Annotated in this window: 15 protein-coding genes and 2 riboswitches; of the genes, 4 read left to right on the forward strand and 11 right to left on the reverse strand. The window is 49.6% G+C overall.

What is annotated here, in order from left to right; genetic code table 11:
- Window positions 1–20: 20 nt before the first annotated feature.
- The 7 genes from ACKKE8_RS26590 to ACKKE8_RS26620 all read right to left on the reverse strand — a co-directional run bounded on the left by ACKKE8_RS26590 (window position 21) and on the right by ACKKE8_RS26620 (window position 7,794).
- A complete protein-coding gene (locus ACKKE8_RS26590) occupies window positions 21–2,105 on the reverse strand; it encodes an ABC transporter ATP-binding protein (protein WP_409175657.1) in 2,085 nt (694 codons plus the stop codon).
- A 19-nt stretch (window positions 2,106–2,124) separates the two neighbouring features.
- Window positions 2,125–3,867, reverse strand: a complete 1,743-nt coding sequence (locus ACKKE8_RS26595) for an ABC transporter ATP-binding protein (RefSeq protein WP_409175658.1) — start codon at window positions 3,865–3,867, stop codon at window positions 2,125–2,127.
- 135 nt (window positions 3,868–4,002) lie between these two features.
- Window positions 4,003–4,578, reverse strand: coding sequence for a GNAT family N-acetyltransferase (locus ACKKE8_RS26600; RefSeq protein WP_409175659.1), 576 nt, complete (start codon window positions 4,576–4,578; stop codon window positions 4,003–4,005).
- Between the two features lie 99 nt (window positions 4,579–4,677).
- Window positions 4,678–5,718, reverse strand: a complete 1,041-nt coding sequence (gene mtnA / locus ACKKE8_RS26605) for an S-methyl-5-thioribose-1-phosphate isomerase (RefSeq protein WP_142497031.1) — start codon at window positions 5,716–5,718, stop codon at window positions 4,678–4,680.
- The gene (mtnK, locus tag ACKKE8_RS26610; RefSeq protein WP_409175660.1) at window positions 5,715–6,944 is read right to left on the reverse strand and encodes an S-methyl-5-thioribose kinase; all 1,230 of its coding nucleotides are present in this window, start codon (window positions 6,942–6,944) and stop codon (window positions 5,715–5,717) included. The genes mtnA and mtnK overlap by 4 nt, the downstream gene beginning before the upstream one ends.
- 135 nt (window positions 6,945–7,079) lie before the next feature.
- A riboswitch (SAM riboswitch) is annotated at window positions 7,080–7,225 on the reverse strand.
- Window positions 7,226–7,321: 96 nt separating this feature from the next.
- Window positions 7,322–7,678: an anti sigma factor C-terminal domain-containing protein gene (locus tag ACKKE8_RS26615; protein ID WP_409175661.1), complete on the reverse strand. Its 357-nt coding sequence runs from the start codon at window positions 7,676–7,678 to the stop codon at window positions 7,322–7,324.
- The gene (locus tag ACKKE8_RS26620; RefSeq protein WP_409175662.1) at window positions 7,624–7,794 is read right to left on the reverse strand and encodes a hypothetical protein; all 171 of its coding nucleotides are present in this window, start codon (window positions 7,792–7,794) and stop codon (window positions 7,624–7,626) included. Before ACKKE8_RS26620 ends, ACKKE8_RS26615 begins: the two co-directional genes overlap by 55 nt.
- A gap of 151 nt (window positions 7,795–7,945) precedes the next feature.
- A riboswitch (SAM riboswitch) is annotated at window positions 7,946–8,123 on the forward strand.
- A gap of 85 nt (window positions 8,124–8,208) precedes the next feature.
- Here ACKKE8_RS26620 and ACKKE8_RS26625 point away from each other — a divergent pair.
- The 4 genes from ACKKE8_RS26625 to ACKKE8_RS26640 are packed head-to-tail and all read left to right on the forward strand — an operon-like array spanning window position 8,209 to window position 11,274.
- Window positions 8,209–9,423 carry a 2,3-diketo-5-methylthiopentyl-1-phosphate enolase gene (locus ACKKE8_RS26625; RefSeq protein ID WP_409175663.1) on the forward strand — a complete coding sequence of 405 codons (1,215 nt, stop codon included), beginning with the start codon at window positions 8,209–8,211 and terminating at the stop codon, window positions 9,421–9,423.
- Window positions 9,420–10,088, forward strand: coding sequence for a 2-hydroxy-3-keto-5-methylthiopentenyl-1-phosphate phosphatase (locus ACKKE8_RS26630; RefSeq protein WP_409175664.1), 669 nt, complete (start codon window positions 9,420–9,422; stop codon window positions 10,086–10,088). The genes ACKKE8_RS26625 and ACKKE8_RS26630 overlap by 4 nt, the downstream gene beginning before the upstream one ends.
- Window positions 10,089–10,091: 3 nt before the next feature.
- Window positions 10,092–10,748 (forward strand): methylthioribulose 1-phosphate dehydratase, encoded by a 657-nt coding sequence (locus ACKKE8_RS26635; RefSeq protein ID WP_069848847.1) that lies wholly within the window; start codon window positions 10,092–10,094, stop codon window positions 10,746–10,748.
- A 13-nt stretch (window positions 10,749–10,761) separates the two neighbouring features.
- A complete protein-coding gene (locus ACKKE8_RS26640; protein WP_106839160.1) occupies window positions 10,762–11,274 on the forward strand; it encodes an acireductone dioxygenase in 513 nt (170 codons plus the stop codon).
- Window positions 11,275–11,315: 41 nt separating this feature from the next.
- On the opposite strand, the gene ACKKE8_RS26645 is transcribed toward ACKKE8_RS26640, so the two are convergent.
- From ACKKE8_RS26645 to ACKKE8_RS26660, 4 genes are all read right to left on the reverse strand, one after another.
- A complete protein-coding gene (locus ACKKE8_RS26645; protein WP_409175665.1) occupies window positions 11,316–12,434 on the reverse strand; it encodes a Ger(x)C family spore germination protein in 1,119 nt (372 codons plus the stop codon).
- Window positions 12,431–13,531: an endospore germination permease gene (locus ACKKE8_RS26650; RefSeq protein ID WP_409175666.1), complete on the reverse strand. Its 1,101-nt coding sequence runs from the start codon at window positions 13,529–13,531 to the stop codon at window positions 12,431–12,433. Before ACKKE8_RS26650 ends, ACKKE8_RS26645 begins: the two co-directional genes overlap by 4 nt.
- Window positions 13,528–15,075: a spore germination protein gene (locus ACKKE8_RS26655; RefSeq protein WP_409175667.1), complete on the reverse strand. Its 1,548-nt coding sequence runs from the start codon at window positions 15,073–15,075 to the stop codon at window positions 13,528–13,530. The genes ACKKE8_RS26650 and ACKKE8_RS26655 overlap by 4 nt, the downstream gene beginning before the upstream one ends.
- Window positions 15,076–15,489: 414 nt before the next feature.
- Entirely contained in the window at window positions 15,490–17,268 is a 1,779-nt protein-coding gene (locus ACKKE8_RS26660) for an acyl-CoA dehydrogenase family protein (protein ID WP_409175668.1), read from the reverse strand.
- Window positions 17,269–17,283 lie beyond the last annotated feature (15 nt).

Consider the following 17,283-nt stretch of genomic DNA (forward strand, 5'->3'; position numbering starts at 1 on the left):
TTCTCCTTCCTAGCTCCCTACTAAGCACTCTCTACGGAAGCACTCCCTTGCTGAAGCTGATACATTTTTTGATAAAGACCATTTTTCGCCATGAGTTCATCATGGGTACCTCGCTCCATGATTTCTCCACGGGACAAAACAAGAATCTGGTCGGCGTGCTGAATCGTCGACAATCGATGTGCAATGATAAATGTCGTTCTACCTTTTGATAGTACATGTAACGCTTCCTGAATGGCTAGCTCTGTTTCACTGTCAATGCTTGCCGTTGCTTCATCCAAGATCAGCATCGCAGGATCAGCAGCCAATGCCCGAGCAAAAGAGATTAGTTGGCGTTGGCCTGCGGATAGCGTCATGCCTCGCTCAACAACTGGTTCGTCATAACCACCCGGTAGCTTGGAAATGAATTCGTCAGCGCGTACAGCTTTTGCAGCCCGCTTCACTTCTTCATCCGTAATCGTATCCTTGTACATGCGAATATTGAATCCAATGCTTCCCGTAAACAAGAACGGGTCCTGCAAAACGAGTCCGACATGACTGCGCAATGAGTGCGTATCAATCTGTCTCATATCTTGCCCGTCGATCAAAATGCTCCCTTTCGTCACCGGATAGAACCCGAGCAGCAAATTCATCAAAGAGCTTTTTCCCGATCCGGTGTGTCCTACCAACGCAATCGTCTGACCAGGCTGCGCCATAAAAGAGACGTTTTTCAATACGTAATCGTCACCCTGATAAGCAAAAGAGACGTTATCAAAAACAACCTCTCCACGCGGGCGCTCGATTTGTGCACCCGTTTCTTGCTTCTCCGGCATCTCATCCATAATTTCGAAGACGCGCCCCGCCGAAATGGTCGCCTGCTGCATTTGCGACAACCGATTCATGATCATGTTGATCGGTTCGAAAAAACGTCCCATGTAATCGACAAAGGCAAAAAGCGCACCAAAGGAAATCGCGCTGTGGAAGGAACTCGAACCGAAATACCAGACGATCAGCGTCAAGGAAATTTTCCAGATCAAATCTACCGCTGGGCGCAAAAGCAAGGATTCTAGATTGATTTCTTTCATCCGCACCTTGAAGTAGTCTTCGTTTACATCAGCGAACTCCTTTTGTACACCTTTCTCCCGACGAAAAGCCTGCACGATCGTCATGTTCTGGATCATTTCATTGATCGTTGTGTTCATATCACCGAGCTTCGCGCGAATCACCGCATAGTAACGAGAGCTGAACTTTTGATACACGTAGACTAGCAGTACAAGCACTGGCACCGTCAAAAAGCAGAAGAGGGCGAGCTCAGGCTGCAAGATGTAGAGCGCGATCAAGATTCCAATCAAATAGAGACCGTTTTGTACAAATGTGGCGAGCACACTTACATACAGCTCACGGATGGCTTCGGTATCATTGCTCACACGGGAGACAAGCGCACCTACTGGCGTTTTGTCAAAAAAGGCAACTGGGAGCTTTTGCAGATGGATAAACAGCTTCATCCGCATTTGCTGAATGATGCGCTGAGCGATCTTTTGCAGCCACAAAATCTGGACGTAGTTGAATCCAGCTGAGAGCAAGATCAGTACTCCATAACCTACGGACAACCAGACAATGGGCAGGACATCCCCTTGATACATCGCCTTGACTTCTTCTGCAGTCAGCCGAATGCCTGTGGAGGTCATCTTTTGACCTGATTGATCCTTCGTTGTTACCTCGAAGCGTTCCCTGCCGTTTTCGGATGCAATCGGAGTGAATTGCTTCTCCCCGTTTTGATTCACCTTGCCTGAAATCAAGTAATAGGTCGTGCCTTCTGTCAGCACAGTTACTTCTTTTGGTTTGAGGCTATCCAAAGCAAGACCCGACTTAGCTGCGAAGTCTTCACGAATATAGTTCGTACCGTTCAATGAGGTGACTTGCTCCGCTGCTTGTGGTGGCACTTCGTCCAGTTGATACCAAGGCTTTTGGATGGCCAGGATGTGATTATCAATCATGACCTTGGCTAAAAAAGGACCTGCTAACTCTGCACTCGTTCCCAGCAAGAGCAGGAACAGCGCGCCCAGTATTTGCTTTTGAAATGGCCTGGCGTACTCGGTCAAACGCCCCCATACATTTTCTTTGCTCATGAAACGCATCCCCCCTCTCTCAACCATCCACATCCTGTTCCATTTGCTGACGACGGTACTGCTCTGCATACCAGCCGTTGCGCCGCATCAGCTCGTCATGTGTCCCCCGCTCGACGATCTGCCCCTCATCCAGCACGAGAATCAGTTGTGCGTGCTGTACGGCGGACAGACGATGAGCGGTAATAATCGTCGTTTTATCCGCGCGCTCCTGTCTCAGATGACGAAGGATGCTCTCCTCAGTCCGCGCGTCCACAGCCGATAAAGAATCGTCGAGAATCAGGATACCCGCATCCATCAAAAGAGCGCGTGCAATGGAAATACGCTGTTTTTGCCCCCCAGAGAGGGTGACCCCCTTCTCTCCAACCATGGTTTGCAATCCATCTCTGAATTGCGCCAGATCTCTCTTCATCTCCGCAAGCTCCAACGCATGCATCACTTCCTCGGTCGTCGCTTGTGGTTTCCCGAATGTCACATTTTCTGTAATCGTCCGTGAGAACAGCAAATGCTCCTGAGGCACGTAGCCGATTTTTTCCCGCAGCGTATCGAAAGCGAGTCCTTCGATCGGGATTCCCCCGATAAACAGAACTTGTTCCTTCATCTGATATTGATGCAATAAGGCACGGCATAGCGTCGACTTGCCGCTTCCTGTCCGCCCGACAATCCCAAGCGTCTCTCCTTCACCCAAACGAAACGAGATATCAGTGAGTGCCGGCTTGTCGGTGCCCGGATACGTAAAGGAAAAATGGCGTGCTTCTACGGTATTGGCGATTTGGCTCGTGACCGGATTCGTTGCCTCCGTCACATCTGGCTGCTCCACCATTAGCTCTGTAAAACGCTTGTGGGAAGCACCACCGCGTTGCAACACATTGACTAGCCAACCAAAGGCGAACATCGGCCAAATTAAAAGTCCCAAGTATAAATTGAACGCAACCAAATCCCCTAAGGAGATGGCGCTGGTGAACACCAAATACGTCCCATAGCCCAACCCGATCAAAAAGCTGAAGCCAATTATAATCCCGATCGTCGGCTCGAACAGGGCGTCGATCCGCGAAACGCTCACATTTCGCTCCAACGTTTTTTCACTGACTCGGCGATATGCCTCGATATCGGCCTTTTCCTGAACAAATGCTCTCAATACCCGAACGCCTGACACAGATTGTTGAACATGATCGTTCATCTCTCCGAAAGCTTCTTGCGCCAAGTAAAAGCGCTCATGCAACAACCTTCCATAGTACGCCGTTGACCAAGCCAAAAACGGCATCGGGATCAGAGCAGCCAGCGTCAGCTTCCAATCAATCGCGATCACCATGACGCCCAGCGTTAACAAGGTCATGAACAGCGCATCGACAAGCGTAAGCACCCCTGTACTAGCCGTTTGTTCAATGGCAGGAATGTCGTTGGTAGCGACGGCCATCAGATCCCCACTGCGTTTGCGATGAAAAAACGACGGAGTCATTCTCGTCAAATGGGCAAACAGTCGCTCGCGCAGTGTCCTCTCCAGAATCAAGGCTCCCCCATTTAACAAGTACCGCCAGAGAAACCGCAATCCATACAAGCTAACACCCAAAACGAGCAAGATGACTACGGTTTGCGTCAAGTCAGCGTCTGTCAGTGAACTGTTGCGGATCGAATCCACCGTGTCCCCGATTAATTTCGGTGGCCAAAGCATGAGGACATCGATAATAAACAGCACAGAGATTCCAATGACATACCGTTTCCAATAGGCACGAAAAAACCAAGATAATTGCCGAAGTGTCTGCATGTAAATCACCTCTATTTATTCAAACCTAACAGCATGACTAAAAAAGGGCTTGCGAATCACGCGCAGCCCTCTTGATCTGTCTTCACCATCGTAATTTACAGAATTTTCATTGTCAATCGAAGCATACAGTTCAATCTAAGATTTTTTATCGATTTTCCAGTCAAGCCATTCCTCTTTTAGCAGGCTGTAAGTGGCATGATCCACGTAATGATCGTAAAGAAATTCATTCCGGCGCAGTATCCCTTCCAGTTGAAACCCTAATCGTTCCGGAATCGATCTGCTCTTGTAGTTTTCCGTAGCAGCCTGAATCGTTACTTTTTCCAAATCCCATGACCCGAAGATCAATACATCCAAGTAGGTCGCCACTGCTTCTGTCATCAGGCCCTTGCCCTGAAATTGTGAACCCAGCCAATAGCCAATAGACGTCTTTTTGTTGATCCAATCCACCGTATGTACGCCGACTGTACCAGCCAGACGTCCTTGGTACCAAATGCCGTAGTTGATGCCACGATTATCGTTGTACTGATGGATCGTCGCTTGGATGAATTGGCGAGAATCCTCTACCTTCTTCGTATAATTCAGCCACGGCAGCCATTCCATAAGATTCTCCCGGTTCGAATCCGTAAGCAAAAATAACTCCTCAGCATCGGCTAATTCTAATTGTTTCAAGTACGTATCTTCATTAATTGCTATCCGTTGAATCATTTGCATACGAATCTCCCCTTTTCTTGGATATTTTACTGGAAAACGCCAAAATGAGCAAAAAGCGCCCGCCAGCAACAACAGGGCGAACGCTTATCAATCATTGTTTTATTTTTTGCTATTGCCGATCTCTTCCGGCTTGAAAATGCCTGTCTCCGTGACGATCGCTGTAATGTACTTCGCAGGCGTTACATCGAACGCAGGATTGTACACCTTGATATCGTCTGGAGCTACCTGTTTGCCCAAGCCATGGGTAATTTCCTCAGCTGGTCGCTCTTCAATCGGAATATCTGCGCCTGTCGGAGTGTCCAGATCGACGGAGGACAAAGGAGCTGCCACGTAAAAAGGAATGCCGTGAGCTTTTGCCAATACCGCTACCCCATACGTGCCGATTTTGTTGGCGACATCGCCATTCGCTGCTACGCGGTCTGTACCCACGATGACAGCCTCTACTTTCCCTTGGGACATAACCATCGCCGCCATGTTGTCGCAGATCAGCGTCACATCAATCCCTGCTTGCTGCAATTCGAATGCAGTAAGACGAGCGCCTTGGAGGACAGGACGGGTTTCGTCCGCGTACACCTTCAGGTTCCAGCCGCGTTCCTTTGCCAAATAAAATGGAGCGGTAGCCGTACCGTACGCTGCTGTAGCCAATGCCCCTGGATTACAGTGCGTGAGAATTCCCATACCGTCATGCAACAGAGTGAGCAAATGCTCTCCGATGGTCCGGCATACTTCAGCGTCTTCCTTTTGAATCGCCAGTGCTTCATCGAGCACTGCCGCTTTCAACTCAGCAATCGAAGCTCCGCTTTCTTTTTCAACGCGAGCCTTGATGCGATCCAACGCCCAGAACAGATTCACGGCTGTTGGACGGGAAGAGCCCAGGTAGTCTGCCTGCTGGTTCAGTTCCTGCCAAAACTCGTCGTAATTGCTCGCTTCACTTCCACGAATGCCCAGGTAGAGCCCGTAAGCCGCCGCCATGCCAATCGCCGGTGCGCCACGCACCTCCAAGCGACGAATGGAACCCCATACTTGCTCGGAGGTAGTCAAATTCAAATAGATCGTTTCTACTGGCAGACGCGTCTGGTCAAGCAAGACCAGTGCATCATTCTCCCACTTAACAGGTGCCAATTGGGTGCTGGTTGTCATACTGTCGTTTCCTCCTGATAGTAACGTTCGGTCACAGTGCGTACGATGTCCGTGATATCTGTCGATTCGTCTATGCCGCCGCGACCGAGAATCAGCGCTTCTCCAATCGAGAGAGCCAGACGCTCTGCTTCTGCGCGAGTCTGGTCATCTTCAATGGCATTCAGATCCGCTACGCCTGCCAAGCCGATGACACGGCGCAAAATTTTGCATCCGGCATAGCCTGCTGTATCCTGAATCAAGCGCCTTACGTAGCTTTGCCACAGTCCTTCGACATGGGCGCTGCGCTCCTTAGCGTGCTTGTGCCAGAGCTGAACGAATTGCGAAACGAATTCATTCCAGACATCCTCAACCGTTTCCAGTAAGTATTCGCGGTATGCTTCCCGTTCTCCTTGATCTTTTTGCAAACCGTGCTGTCCTGCGTAGTTGAGCAATAGATTGGCAATGACCGCCCCGATGTCAAAACCGATTGGGCCGTAGTAAGCGAATTCTGGATCGATTGCTTTCAAGCTGTTTTCCGTGATGAAAATACTTCCGGTATGCAAGTCACCATGCAGCAGCGCTTCCGAGCGCGTAAGGAAATCGTATTTCAGCTTGGCGATTTCCAGCTTCAGCGGCCTGTTGTTCCAAATCGCCTCGACTTCCCGGCGAATCAACGGGTTGAAGTCGTTGGTAGGCGCATTTTCATACGGATCGGTAAAGACGAGGTCTTCTGTTATTTTGCATAATTCTGGATTTATGAATGTTCCGACTAGCGCTTTTTTATCGTACGGATGCGCGCCCAGATCGGATGTGAAGAACAAGGTTCGCGCGAGAAAACGACCAATTTGCTTCGCGAATAGCGGGTACCGCTTTCCTTCGATCAGACCTTTGCGCATGATGATGTGGTCCCCGACGTTTTCCATAACAGTCAACGCAAGCTCCCCGTCGAAATGATACACCTGCGGCACCAAGTCTGGAACGTATTTGTGCTGAATGCGGAGTGCCTCGCTCTCAATGCGAGCCCGATCAATCGTAAGCGGCCAAGATTCTCCCACGACGCGGGCAAAAGGCAGTGCTTGCTTGACAATGACGCTCTTACCGGTTGCCGGCTCCTGAATGTCAAAAACCAGATTGAGGTTGCCATCCCCGATTTCGCGGCTGGTCAGCTCTGCTCCTTCGCTAAAAAGACTCGGTATTTCTTTTACGTACTCCACTGCTTCCTGTTCAGTCAATGCCCGATATGCCATGATTCCAAAACTCCCCTCTACGTATTTTTCCTCTATCTCTACTTGTCTTGTTTGTGTCCTGAGAGCAAAAAAAAGACCTCTTTTCCCGAAGAAAAGAGGTCGCTGTCGTCACGTGTAAGAACCGTGTTGATGTCCCCCTTATCTTCCAGACTACTTTTGTTTCTGCAGGAATTAGCACCGTGCATGTCGCCTGTCAATCAGTCGCTTCCTCGCGTCTGAATGGCGTCATGTCGGTTGCCGGGTATCATCGGGCCAGTCCCTCCACCTTCTCTGGATAAGGTATCCAAAACGTATTCGGTTTTTGATTTAGTTTGAATCATACAACCAACGCTTCCACGATGTCAACACCCTTTTGTGCAAAAATTCGCACCTTGCTATCAGTAGCTGTATTGTGTTCCCGATGCCGCAGATCGCTCCCAATTCCACCAGTCTACCTTGCCTAGAAACGCTGCTGTTATCGACATTTCGGCCTTGAGCTTCAGCAGTTCTTTCGTAGGTCCGGTGAGGACGGCGCCGTAGATTCGCACTCCGTTTTGCTGCATGTAGTTGTATCGTTCGGCTATCTGTGGGTCGCTACGAAATAGCAAAGATCTGCCGACATCGCGAGCCAGATCTTCTTGCTCAGATAAGTACTTCATCTCTTCCAAGTAAGCGGCCATTCTTCTGTCCCCTTCCCCGTTTACCCGAATGGGCGCATCTCCGTAATCCAGTTCATGCTGCGCAAATCCCCACACGTACCCGGGACCGAGAAATCGATTTGCCCCATCGTCTTCTGCTTGCGATCAGGTCGCTCTGGCAGGGTTTCCCCAAACGCAAATCGTTGTTTTGTCTTCTTGCGATAACCGTCCACGAAAGCGTGATAGGCCACCTTGAACAGGCAGGGCCGTACTTTTTCCCCACGGTAGTCGTCCAAGGAAGAGAAGGCGCGACAAGCTGCACATTCTCTGTAAAAAAAAATTGACTCCTGCCAATGAACGTCATATCATGGGGGAAACGAATAACTCTTATCGCGAGCTGGCTGAGGGACTGGCCCTATGATGCCCGGCAACCGGCGCTATACCATGAATCGTACGCGGATAATGCGTACAATTGGATAGCGAAACGGTGCTAATTCCAACGGATAAGAGTCGAGATCGAGCATCTTTGGCTTGTCTCGGCTACTGACCCGAGAGATGAGAGGAGACGAGACGCTTTCATAGTCGACAACCGCCTCCCCGCTCAATGGGGAGGCTTTTTTATTTAAATCAAGGAGGATTAGACGTACATGAGTGAACAACGTATCCTCGTCACCTATCTCACACAAGCAAAAGACTTGAACAAGAAAGCACAAGCCATTGCTGTCGGCATGACAGTCGGTTCCTGGACGGACCTGCCGCTTGCCAAGCAAGCTGAGCTAGCACCGTATCTCGGTGAAGCTGTGAGCGCGACACCGCTTGCGACACTGGAAAACGGAGAAACACGCGGTCTGATTACCGTCAGCTATCCGACCCGCAATTTTACAGCAGACATTCCATCCTTGTTGACCGGAATATTCGGCAAACTATCGATGGATGGCAAAATCAAGCTCGTCGACATCGTTTTCCCTGACTCATTCCTTCAGGATTTTCCTGGACCGAAGTTTGGCATTGATGGTCTGCGCGAACGTTTAGGCGCACATAACCGTCCGCTCTTGATGAGTATTTTCAAATCGTGCCTGGGTCTTCCTTTCGACGATCTGAAGACGCAATTCCGAGCACAAGCCTTAGGCGGAGTCGATCTCGTGAAAGATGACGAAATCTTCTTTGCAGATGACCGCGCTCCTTTTATCGAACGGATCAAAGCGTTCAAGCAAATCGCCCAGGAGACGGAAGCCGAAACAGGCAAGCCCGTCCTCTATGCAGCCAACCTGACCGGACCTGTGCATGAGCTGATCGAAAAAGCGAAACGTGCAGTAGATGCGGGTGCTGACTGCCTCTTGTTCAACGTGCTGGCCTTTGGCTTCGACGCCCTGCACCGTTTGGCAGCCGATCCCGATGTACACGTACCGATCATGGCGCATCCAGCATTGGCAGGCGCTTACTATCCTTCACCTGACTACGGTATCGCCACCCCGCTTCTGCTCGGAACGTTGATGCGCGTAGCTGGTGCAGATTTGGTGCTCTTCCCATCTCCATATGGCAATGTCGCCCTGGACAAGACAGAAGCGTTGCAGCTCGCCAAGCATTTGACCGACCCACTGAATAGTGTACGCCGTTCCTTCCCGGTTCCGTCTGCCGGCATTCATCCGGGGCTAGTTCCACAGCTTTATAAAGACTTCGGTCTTGATCAAATCGTCAATGCGGGTGGTGGAATCCACGGTCATCCCGGTGGAGCAACCGCAGGAGCGAGAGCATTCGTTGCCGCGATTGAGGCTGTCACCGCAGGCCGAACATTGGAAGAAGCTGCTGCTGAATCACAGGAACTGGCGATCGCCCTGGAAAAGTGGGGTGGCGCACGATGAGCAAAAAGCTCGTCCTGTTCTGTGATTTCGACGGAACGATTACCGAAAAAGACAACATTGTAGCGATTGTCCGCAAGTTTGCTCCCCCTGAGTGGGAAGCCTTGACGGAGCAAATCCTTTCGCAAAAAATAAGCGTTCAGGAAGGGGTCGGCAAGCTGTTTCAACTCTTGCCCTCCTCCTTGCGCCAGGACATTATTGATTTCATTGTCCATGAAGCGACCATTCGCCCGGGATTTGCTGAATTCGTGAGCTATTGCCGCGAAGAAGGCATCGAGCTGTTGATCACGAGTGGCGGCATCGACTTTTTCCTGGAGCCCATTCTGGCACCTTTTGATCTCTCCAATGTGCCCATCTACTGCAACGGCAGTGATTTCAGCGGAGAGCGCATCACCATTACGTGGCCAAACGCTTGCGATGAACATTGCACGAACGGCTGCGGCATGTGCAAGACGACAATTATCCGCCGTTACGATCCAGCAACCCATTTCCGCATCGTCATCGGCGACTCTATCACTGATTTGGCTGGAGCCAAAATCGCTGACTATGTGATTGCCCGTCACTTCCTCGCTGACAAGGCGGAAGAGCTGCAATTGCCGCATAGCAAGTTTGCCACATTCCACGACGTGATTCGCATTTTACAGCAAGTCCAACAGGAGGTTGTCTAATTCATGACCGCAACACTCGAACAACGTCTGGATGCCTTTCGCCGTCTGGATGACGCCAAGCTGACATTTGCCCGCCGGGACTGGTTTCCCGGCACCAGTGGCAATCTCTCGATTAAAATACAAAACGATCCCTTGCAATTTGCCGTAACGGCAAGCGGCAAAGACAAAACCAAGCTGTCCCCCGAGGATTATCTGGTCGTGGATCAAGACTCGCGTCCGGTGGATGAAACTACGCTCAAGCCTTCCGCGGAAACGCTCATCCATGCCGTCGTCTACAAATCGTTCCCGAAGGCGGGTGCTTGCTTCCACGTCCATACCGTGTGGAACAACCTCATTTCCGAGCTGTACTTTGGACAACGAGCTTTCTCCATTCAAGGACAAGAGCTGATCAAGGGACTCGGAATCTGGGAAGAAAACGCCCGCATTACTGTTCCGATTGTTGAGAACTTTGCCGATATTCCGACCTTGGCTACCGAAATTGAAAAAGTGATCACACCCGAGGTTCCCGGCGTACTCATCCGTAACCATGGTATCTACACGTGGGGCGGCAATGACTTCGAGGCCAAGCGCCACCTGGAAGCTTTTGAATTCTTATTCGAGTATCACGCCCGCTGGCTGCAGTTGCGCCAAGCAGTCGTGTCCACTACAACCACCAATTAAGGAGGAATAAACGATGGCACAAATTCGTTTTCACGACAACAATGAGTACATCTCAGCACCCGAGGAAGTTGTCTCCTTCCTGGACACCCAAGAGATCATTTACGAAAAATGGGGCGTGGATCGCCTTGATCCGAAGCACCGTGATAACTACAGCCCGACAGACGAGGAAAAACAAGAGATTCTCGACACCTTCAAGCCGGAAATCGATGCGATCAGCAAACGTCGCGGTTACTTGACAGCGGACATTATCGTCCTCTCTGACAAAACGCCTAACCTCGACGAGCTGTTGGTGAAATTCAAGGGCGAGCATCACCACACCGACGATGAGTGCCGCTTCTGCGTCGATGGTCACGGTATTTTCGCCATCAAAGGCAAAGATGACCGCTACTTCGATGTCGAGCTCGAGCCAGGCGATCTGATCTCCGTACCACCGAACTACCGCCACTACTTCACCCTGATGGACGACCGCAAAATTAAAGCGATCCGCCTGTTTGTCACTCCTGCAGGCTGGGAAGCAATCTATTAATAGGCAACACCCTGGTCCCGTTCGGATACCAGGGTGTTTTCTTATTTTATGACTCCATTTCCTTTAATAGTCACTTCTGGTTTCAATTGAACCGTTGCTTTTGAAAAGGCTGTCGGCCAGTCATCTTGAACTTTTTTCCATTCCTCATATTCATAGGCACGCGCATAAAGGCCAAAACCAAACGGATCCGTCTTGGCTTCCTGACATTTTTTGATAAGCTGGGCATAGTTCTTGTGGAGTTCTTTGGCAATCATCTGTTCCAGCTTTTTGTACTCTTTTTCCATGTTGAAAGGAAACAGTCTCTCTGATATAGACACACGCAATTTCAACTCAATATCGAAATGGAATGTACCGTCTCGATAGGTCGTCTTCACTTTTTTGTTGACGCCTTTTACAAAAAAGCTGACTCTTTCCTTTACAATGGGATTCTGATCGCTTGGCACGTTAACCGGGAGAGTGACGGATATTTCCCCCTGTTTTCCATGAAGAAGCATCTGCAAGAGAATTGTATCCCGCGGCTCGATCAATCCGGCATAAGCTCCTTTTTTCGTTAACAATGCGGTTCCCATTACTCTCACCGCATGCTTCGTCTTCTTCAACTCCGATATATGGGGCGTTATGCCTTTTTCAAACATTTGCCGATGAAATTCCTGCGCTCTGGTCTTTACCGTCAGATTTCTTTGATTGGCTGTATCAATTAATTTCGTCATATGCAGCGCAAGGCGAGGTTTGTCCTTTGGCTTGTATTCAAACAGCTCGTTCAATGGGCCATCAAGCATGACCATTCGTGCGTTGACAGTGAACTTCGCATCACGAAAAACGACATCCAATAACCGAAACCAATCTGGGTGCTGCAATAAACGCTTTCCCAGCACAATCAATTGGATTTTGCCTGATACGGTCAGAGCCGTTACGATTTCATCAAAGCCCATTCTCGATTCTCGCATGCTAGATGCCCGGAGGCCGAATTCCTCTGTTTTTTCTTTGGCTTCCCTGCTGAACACTGGGCTTGTCATATAAATGAGGAGTTCATTTTTTTCATTCAAATCAATTCCGATCATAAGAGAAAGAGTTGCATCCTCGAGATTCAATCGATCGTAACACCCGGTTAGCATCACGATTAAAACGAACGACAAAATGATCCGTATAAACCGCTTCATGCTTCTTTCCCCCCCGCTCCTCGCTTTGACAGCCAAATTGGTCCCCAAGCCAATAGTGGAAGTAAGTAAGCAATTATCAGTCCAACAAAACTCCAAGTCTCTGTCATTTTTTTCAGGTCAACAAAAGAAGGCGTATACACCCAAGCCACAACCGATAGTAGCATCAGGAGCACCCATAAATGCTTTCGATGATCCCGGCTATTGAATAACTGGCTTGTGGAGAAAACGGTGAAATACAGGTAGGTCAATCCCGTTGTCGATAAAATGAACAAGTAAAACGCGAGAAAAATAATATCGATGCGCTCCAGAAAGCGATATTCTATCACCTTCCACAAGTTCAGCGTAGGCCATACATATTCAACGATCTCATCCGGGCAGAAAAAAGCAAAGCAAATGATTGTGATGTACAAATAAACAAGCAAGGTCAGTGTGTTTGCCACGACAATGCCAACTGATGCGTATTGCTTTTTCTGGAGAAAGGGGTAAACAAAATACGCCATTTCAAACCCAAGAAAGGACAAAACCGTAGTCTTGCTGGCTGTCAATATCGGCATCCACCCCTCTTTTATCAGAGGCAAAAAGTGTAACCAATGTGCATCCTTTAAAGCGGTCGCGAGGACAAGCGGCATCCAGAGAGTGAGATAGAACACCAGCTCAGAATACCTCCCAATCACACGCAGTCCCCCCTGTACGACGATATAGGCGGGAATCGCAAACAGGATAACAATGATGTACGCAGGTGTCTGTGACAATATCCATACATTAATGATCGCAGTGGTATTGGCAATGAGGACGGTCGTTGCAAGTGCAAAATACATGCCTATCAATATCGTCGCCACTTTTCCCAAATACTTGCCCAAAAGGAGGTGGAATATATCGATGATCGTCTTATCCGGGTAACGTTTCATCATATTCGTGGTAACGAGGCTTACGAGCACGGCTGCTGCCCATCCAATAAACAGGGACATCCATCCGTCTGTCCCCGCCTGTTCCGCCAATTCTCGCGGTATTGTCAAGACACCGATCCCGACCTGCGTCCCGTGAATGAGAAGGATGTACTGGAGGACGGACAGCTCGTAATATGCGTACTTTTTCATTTCGCATCCCCCTCTGGCTGATTATCCCCTTGCCGCTTAGCCTGGACCGTTCTGGCTCCCTTGGGGCGATCAAGCATCTTCCACATAGGCAAACGAACAAACAGGTCTTTCCAATCTGAGAAGCGTACAGGAGCCAGAGGACTTCCATAGGGGACACCCAGGGATTGTAACGAAATCAAATGACCAATTAGGGCCATAAGCCCCACTACAATCCCGACGATTCCAAACATCGCCGCCAAGACCATCATGGCAAAACGGATGAGTCTGATTGCCGAAGACATATCGTAATTCGGGATGATAAACGAAGATATCGCGGTAAAAGCCACGACAATCACCATAATGTTACTTACAACTCCGGCTTGGACGACTGCTTGACCGATAACGATACCGCCGACGATACCGACAGTTTGTCCAATTGGAGCAGGCAAGCGAATCCCAGATTCCCGGAGCATTTCCAGTGTGAGCTCCATGAGCAGCGCTTCAAGCAAAGGAGGAAACGGCACTTTTTCGCGAGACTCTCCTATCGACAGGATCAAATCGAGCGGGATGACCTCATAATTGAATGAAATCAACGCAATATAGATTGCGGGCAAAAAAGTGGCCACGATAAAAGCCAGGTATCGAAGCAAGCGAATAAATGAAGCAACAGGCCAGCGTATGCTGTAATCATCGACATTTTGGAAAAAGGAAACAAAAGAAACAGGAGCAATCATTACGCTTGGTGATCGATCAACGACAACGGCAATCTTCCCTTGAAGCAAATGAGAGCTGGTCGTATCAGGTCTTTCCGTTGTGATGAACTGTGGAAAAGGGGAGTATGGATTATCCTCGATATACTCCTCCAGCTCTCCTGTATTGAGGATCGAATCAACCTTGATTCGTCCAAGCCGATCTTCCAGTTCCTGCAGCACCTGCGGATTGACGACATCGGCCAAATACATGATAGAGAGCTTTGTGCCCCCTCGTTCTCCGATCCAAATCTCTTTAATTTTCAGCTCGCGGTTAGGAATATAGCGGCGAATTAGGGCGATGTTTTGGGAGTCAGTTTCGACAAATCCTTGATGAGCTCCCTTCAGTGAGGCCTCCAATTGCGGGTCTTCTAGAGCCCTCTGCGGCCATCCATTTGTCTCGACCACGAGCGCTTCTTTTCGTCCCTCGATAAATAGAACGCTACTGCCCTGCAAGATATCGTTCTCTACGGTCTGAAAGTCGTATACAACGGACACCTTGCCAACGGATAACAGGTCAAAAAGACTGGGGCTTTCTCCATCTCTTTGAGACAAAAGCGGACGAAGCACATTATTGTTTATGGAGTTTTTGTCAACCAATCCGGTGAGATAGACGAGCGTAACCTTCCCGCTGGCATGTTGGCTGTCAAAAGTCCGGATCACCAAATCAGGCGTCAGCGTGAAGATCGCATTCAGCTCTGCAATGTTCTCGCTTATTTGATCATGGATCTCGCGGACACGGATAGACTCACCCGAGTGGCGAAGCCTGTCTTTGACCGATGTCTTTTTCCTTCTCAGCCACCCTCTCATCGCCATCTTGTACGTCCCGCCCTTAACAAATGATGTTTCATTAGAGTTCGTGAGAGCTTCCCAAAATATGCATGCGACTTGGCACATCCTGCCGCTGAATCGAATAAATCCCAACGCTCGGCAAATACTGTTGGGAGTACGAGATTACTTTGGCGGGAGAATCATGAAAAACGGAGCATGAACATCTGTTTTACTGGATCAAAAAGACGTACGGCTTCCCGCTTTATTTCGTATTGGCGCTGATAACATGTGTCTACTGCTTTACAATCGCCACCACTACCGCTTCAGCCGTCTTCTCTGGGGGCGGTGAACGTCAAAGTGACCATTCACGATGGTGGAATTTCGAAGGTGAACAAGTGCGTTAAATAGGAAAGGAGCAAAGCGTTAAGCTTTGCTCCCTTTTTAGTCTTCTATTTCGAACTACACCACATATGCTCCCGCATCAATCACACGATCCGCAATCGAACGTTTGAGTGCCACTGTGTTGATCGGCGTGCGGCGGGTCAGCTTTTTCAGGATCGAGAGGCGCAGACGAAGCTCGTCGCCCTCTTCCATCGCCGCCATTGCTTCTTTTGCCCAGCCTTCGATACGGTCGAACGCCTCATGTACATAGACAGCGGTCATTTCCAGCTTTTGCTGCTCGGCTTCGATGCCATTTGCCGCCATTGCTTTCTCTGTCCGCTTCACGATGCTGTCCATCGCATACAGCTCGATCAGCATGTCAGCCGCGAATGCCAAGAGTTCCTGTTCTTTGGACATCGCCTGCTGGTATTTCATCAACGCAGAACCAGCCACCATCAAAATGATTTTGCGCGTGATGTTGATCAGATGCTTCTCCATAGCCAAAGGTGCATCTTCAATCTCTTCTGGATAATAGCTCATCAGATCTGCTTGCAGGCTGCTTGCTGCTTGCATGAGCGGGAGTTCGCCTTTCATCGCCTTTTTCACGAGCGTATCCGGGATGAGCATGCGGTTGATTTCGTTCGTTCCTTCGAAAATGCGGTTAATCCGCGAGTCACGGTACATGTTCTCAATCTCGTACTCGGACATAAAGCCGTATCCACCATGGATTTGCACGCCTTCGTCCACGCAGTAATCCAAAACCTCAGTGGCAAACACTTTATTGATCGAGCATTCGATCGCATAATCCGCAATCGCCTTCGCAACCTCCGCGCCATCATCCGCTTTTTCACCCAAGCGAGTCAGTGCTGTATCGAACAGACCCACTGTCCGATAGACGGAGCTTTCAGCCGCATACGTTTTCACTGCCATGTTCGCCAGTTTGTTTTTAATTAAGGTAAAGTTGGCAATTGGCGTTTTGAACTGCTTGCGTTCTTTTGCGTAGTTCGTCGCGAGTTCCACCGCTTTTTTCGCGGAGCCAACTGCGCCCACCGCGAGCTTGTAACGACCAACGTTCAAGATGTTGAACGCGATTACGTGACCTCTTCCAGGCTCACCGAGCAGATTGTCTACCGGCACAGGTACATCTTGCAAAATGACCGTACGTGTCGAGGAGCATTTGATCCCCATCTTCTTCTCTTCCGGTCCAAACGAAACACCTGGGAATGTGCGCTCGACGATAAAGGCAGTAAATTTCTCGCCATCAATTTTCGCGTATACGATAAATACATCAGCAAAGCCAGCGTTTGTAATCCATTGCTTCTCTCCATTGAGAATATAGTGTGTGCCATCTGCGGAGAGAGTCGCTGTCGTTTTCGCACCCAGCGCATCTGAGCCAGAGCCTGGCTCTGTCAGGCAGTAGGCAGCGATTCGTTTTCCAGACGCCAGATCAGGCAGGTAGCGCTGTTTTTGCTCCTCGTTTCCAAAGTACACGATCGGCAGTGACCCGATACCGACATGGGCGCCGTAGCTGAGCGCAAAGCCGCGAGCCAGCGAGAACTTCTCTGTGACGAGTGCAGTGCTGACTTTATCCAGCCCCAGTCCCTCGTATTTCTCCGGTACGTCTCCAGCCAACAGACCGAGCTCCCCTGCTTCCTTCAACAGACGAACCGAAATATCAAATTGGTGGTTTTCAAGCTCTTCCAGATGAGGACGAACTTCATTGTTGACGAAATCCTCCGTCGTCTTGGCAATCATCTTTTGCTCTTCCGTGTACTCTTCTGGCACGAATACATCATCAGCTGAACCTGCATCGATCAAAAAGCTTCCACCGCGGATCAAATCTTTTGTTTCTGCCATTACTATCCCTCTCCT

Source organism: Brevibacillus fortis (assembly GCF_046196545.1).
Classification (GTDB): Bacteria; Bacillota; Bacilli; order Brevibacillales; family Brevibacillaceae; genus Brevibacillus; species Brevibacillus fortis_A.

What these genes read in the sequence shown, in the direction of transcription:
- ACKKE8_RS26660 (WP_409175668.1), bottom strand. Translation starts at nt 17,268, where the DNA reads ATGGCAGAAACAAAAGATTTGATCCGCGGTGGAAGCTTTTTGATCGAT.
- ACKKE8_RS26640 (WP_106839160.1), top strand. Translation starts at nt 10,762, where the DNA reads ATGGCACAAATTCGTTTTCACGACAACAATGAGTACATCTCAGCACCC.
- ACKKE8_RS26595 (WP_409175658.1), bottom strand. Translation starts at nt 3,867, where the DNA reads ATGCAGACACTTCGGCAATTATCTTGGTTTTTTCGTGCCTATTGGAAA.
- ACKKE8_RS26600 (WP_409175659.1), bottom strand. Translation starts at nt 4,578, where the DNA reads ATGCAAATGATTCAACGGATAGCAATTAATGAAGATACGTACTTGAAA.
- ACKKE8_RS26625 (WP_409175663.1), top strand. Translation starts at nt 8,209, where the DNA reads ATGAGTGAACAACGTATCCTCGTCACCTATCTCACACAAGCAAAAGAC.
- ACKKE8_RS26655 (WP_409175667.1), bottom strand. Translation starts at nt 15,075, where the DNA reads ATGGCGATGAGAGGGTGGCTGAGAAGGAAAAAGACATCGGTCAAAGAC.
- ACKKE8_RS26645 (WP_409175665.1), bottom strand. Translation starts at nt 12,434, where the DNA reads ATGAAGCGGTTTATACGGATCATTTTGTCGTTCGTTTTAATCGTGATG.
- ACKKE8_RS26590 (WP_409175657.1), bottom strand. Translation starts at nt 2,105, where the DNA reads ATGAGCAAAGAAAATGTATGGGGGCGTTTGACCGAGTACGCCAGGCCA.
- ACKKE8_RS26630 (WP_409175664.1), top strand. Translation starts at nt 9,420, where the DNA reads ATGAGCAAAAAGCTCGTCCTGTTCTGTGATTTCGACGGAACGATTACC.
- mtnA (WP_142497031.1), bottom strand. Translation starts at nt 5,718, where the DNA reads ATGACAACCAGCACCCAATTGGCACCTGTTAAGTGGGAGAATGATGCA.
- ACKKE8_RS26635 (WP_069848847.1), top strand. Translation starts at nt 10,092, where the DNA reads ATGACCGCAACACTCGAACAACGTCTGGATGCCTTTCGCCGTCTGGAT.
- ACKKE8_RS26650 (WP_409175666.1), bottom strand. Translation starts at nt 13,531, where the DNA reads ATGAAAAAGTACGCATATTACGAGCTGTCCGTCCTCCAGTACATCCTT.
- mtnK (WP_409175660.1), bottom strand. Translation starts at nt 6,944, where the DNA reads ATGGCATATCGGGCATTGACTGAACAGGAAGCAGTGGAGTACGTAAAA.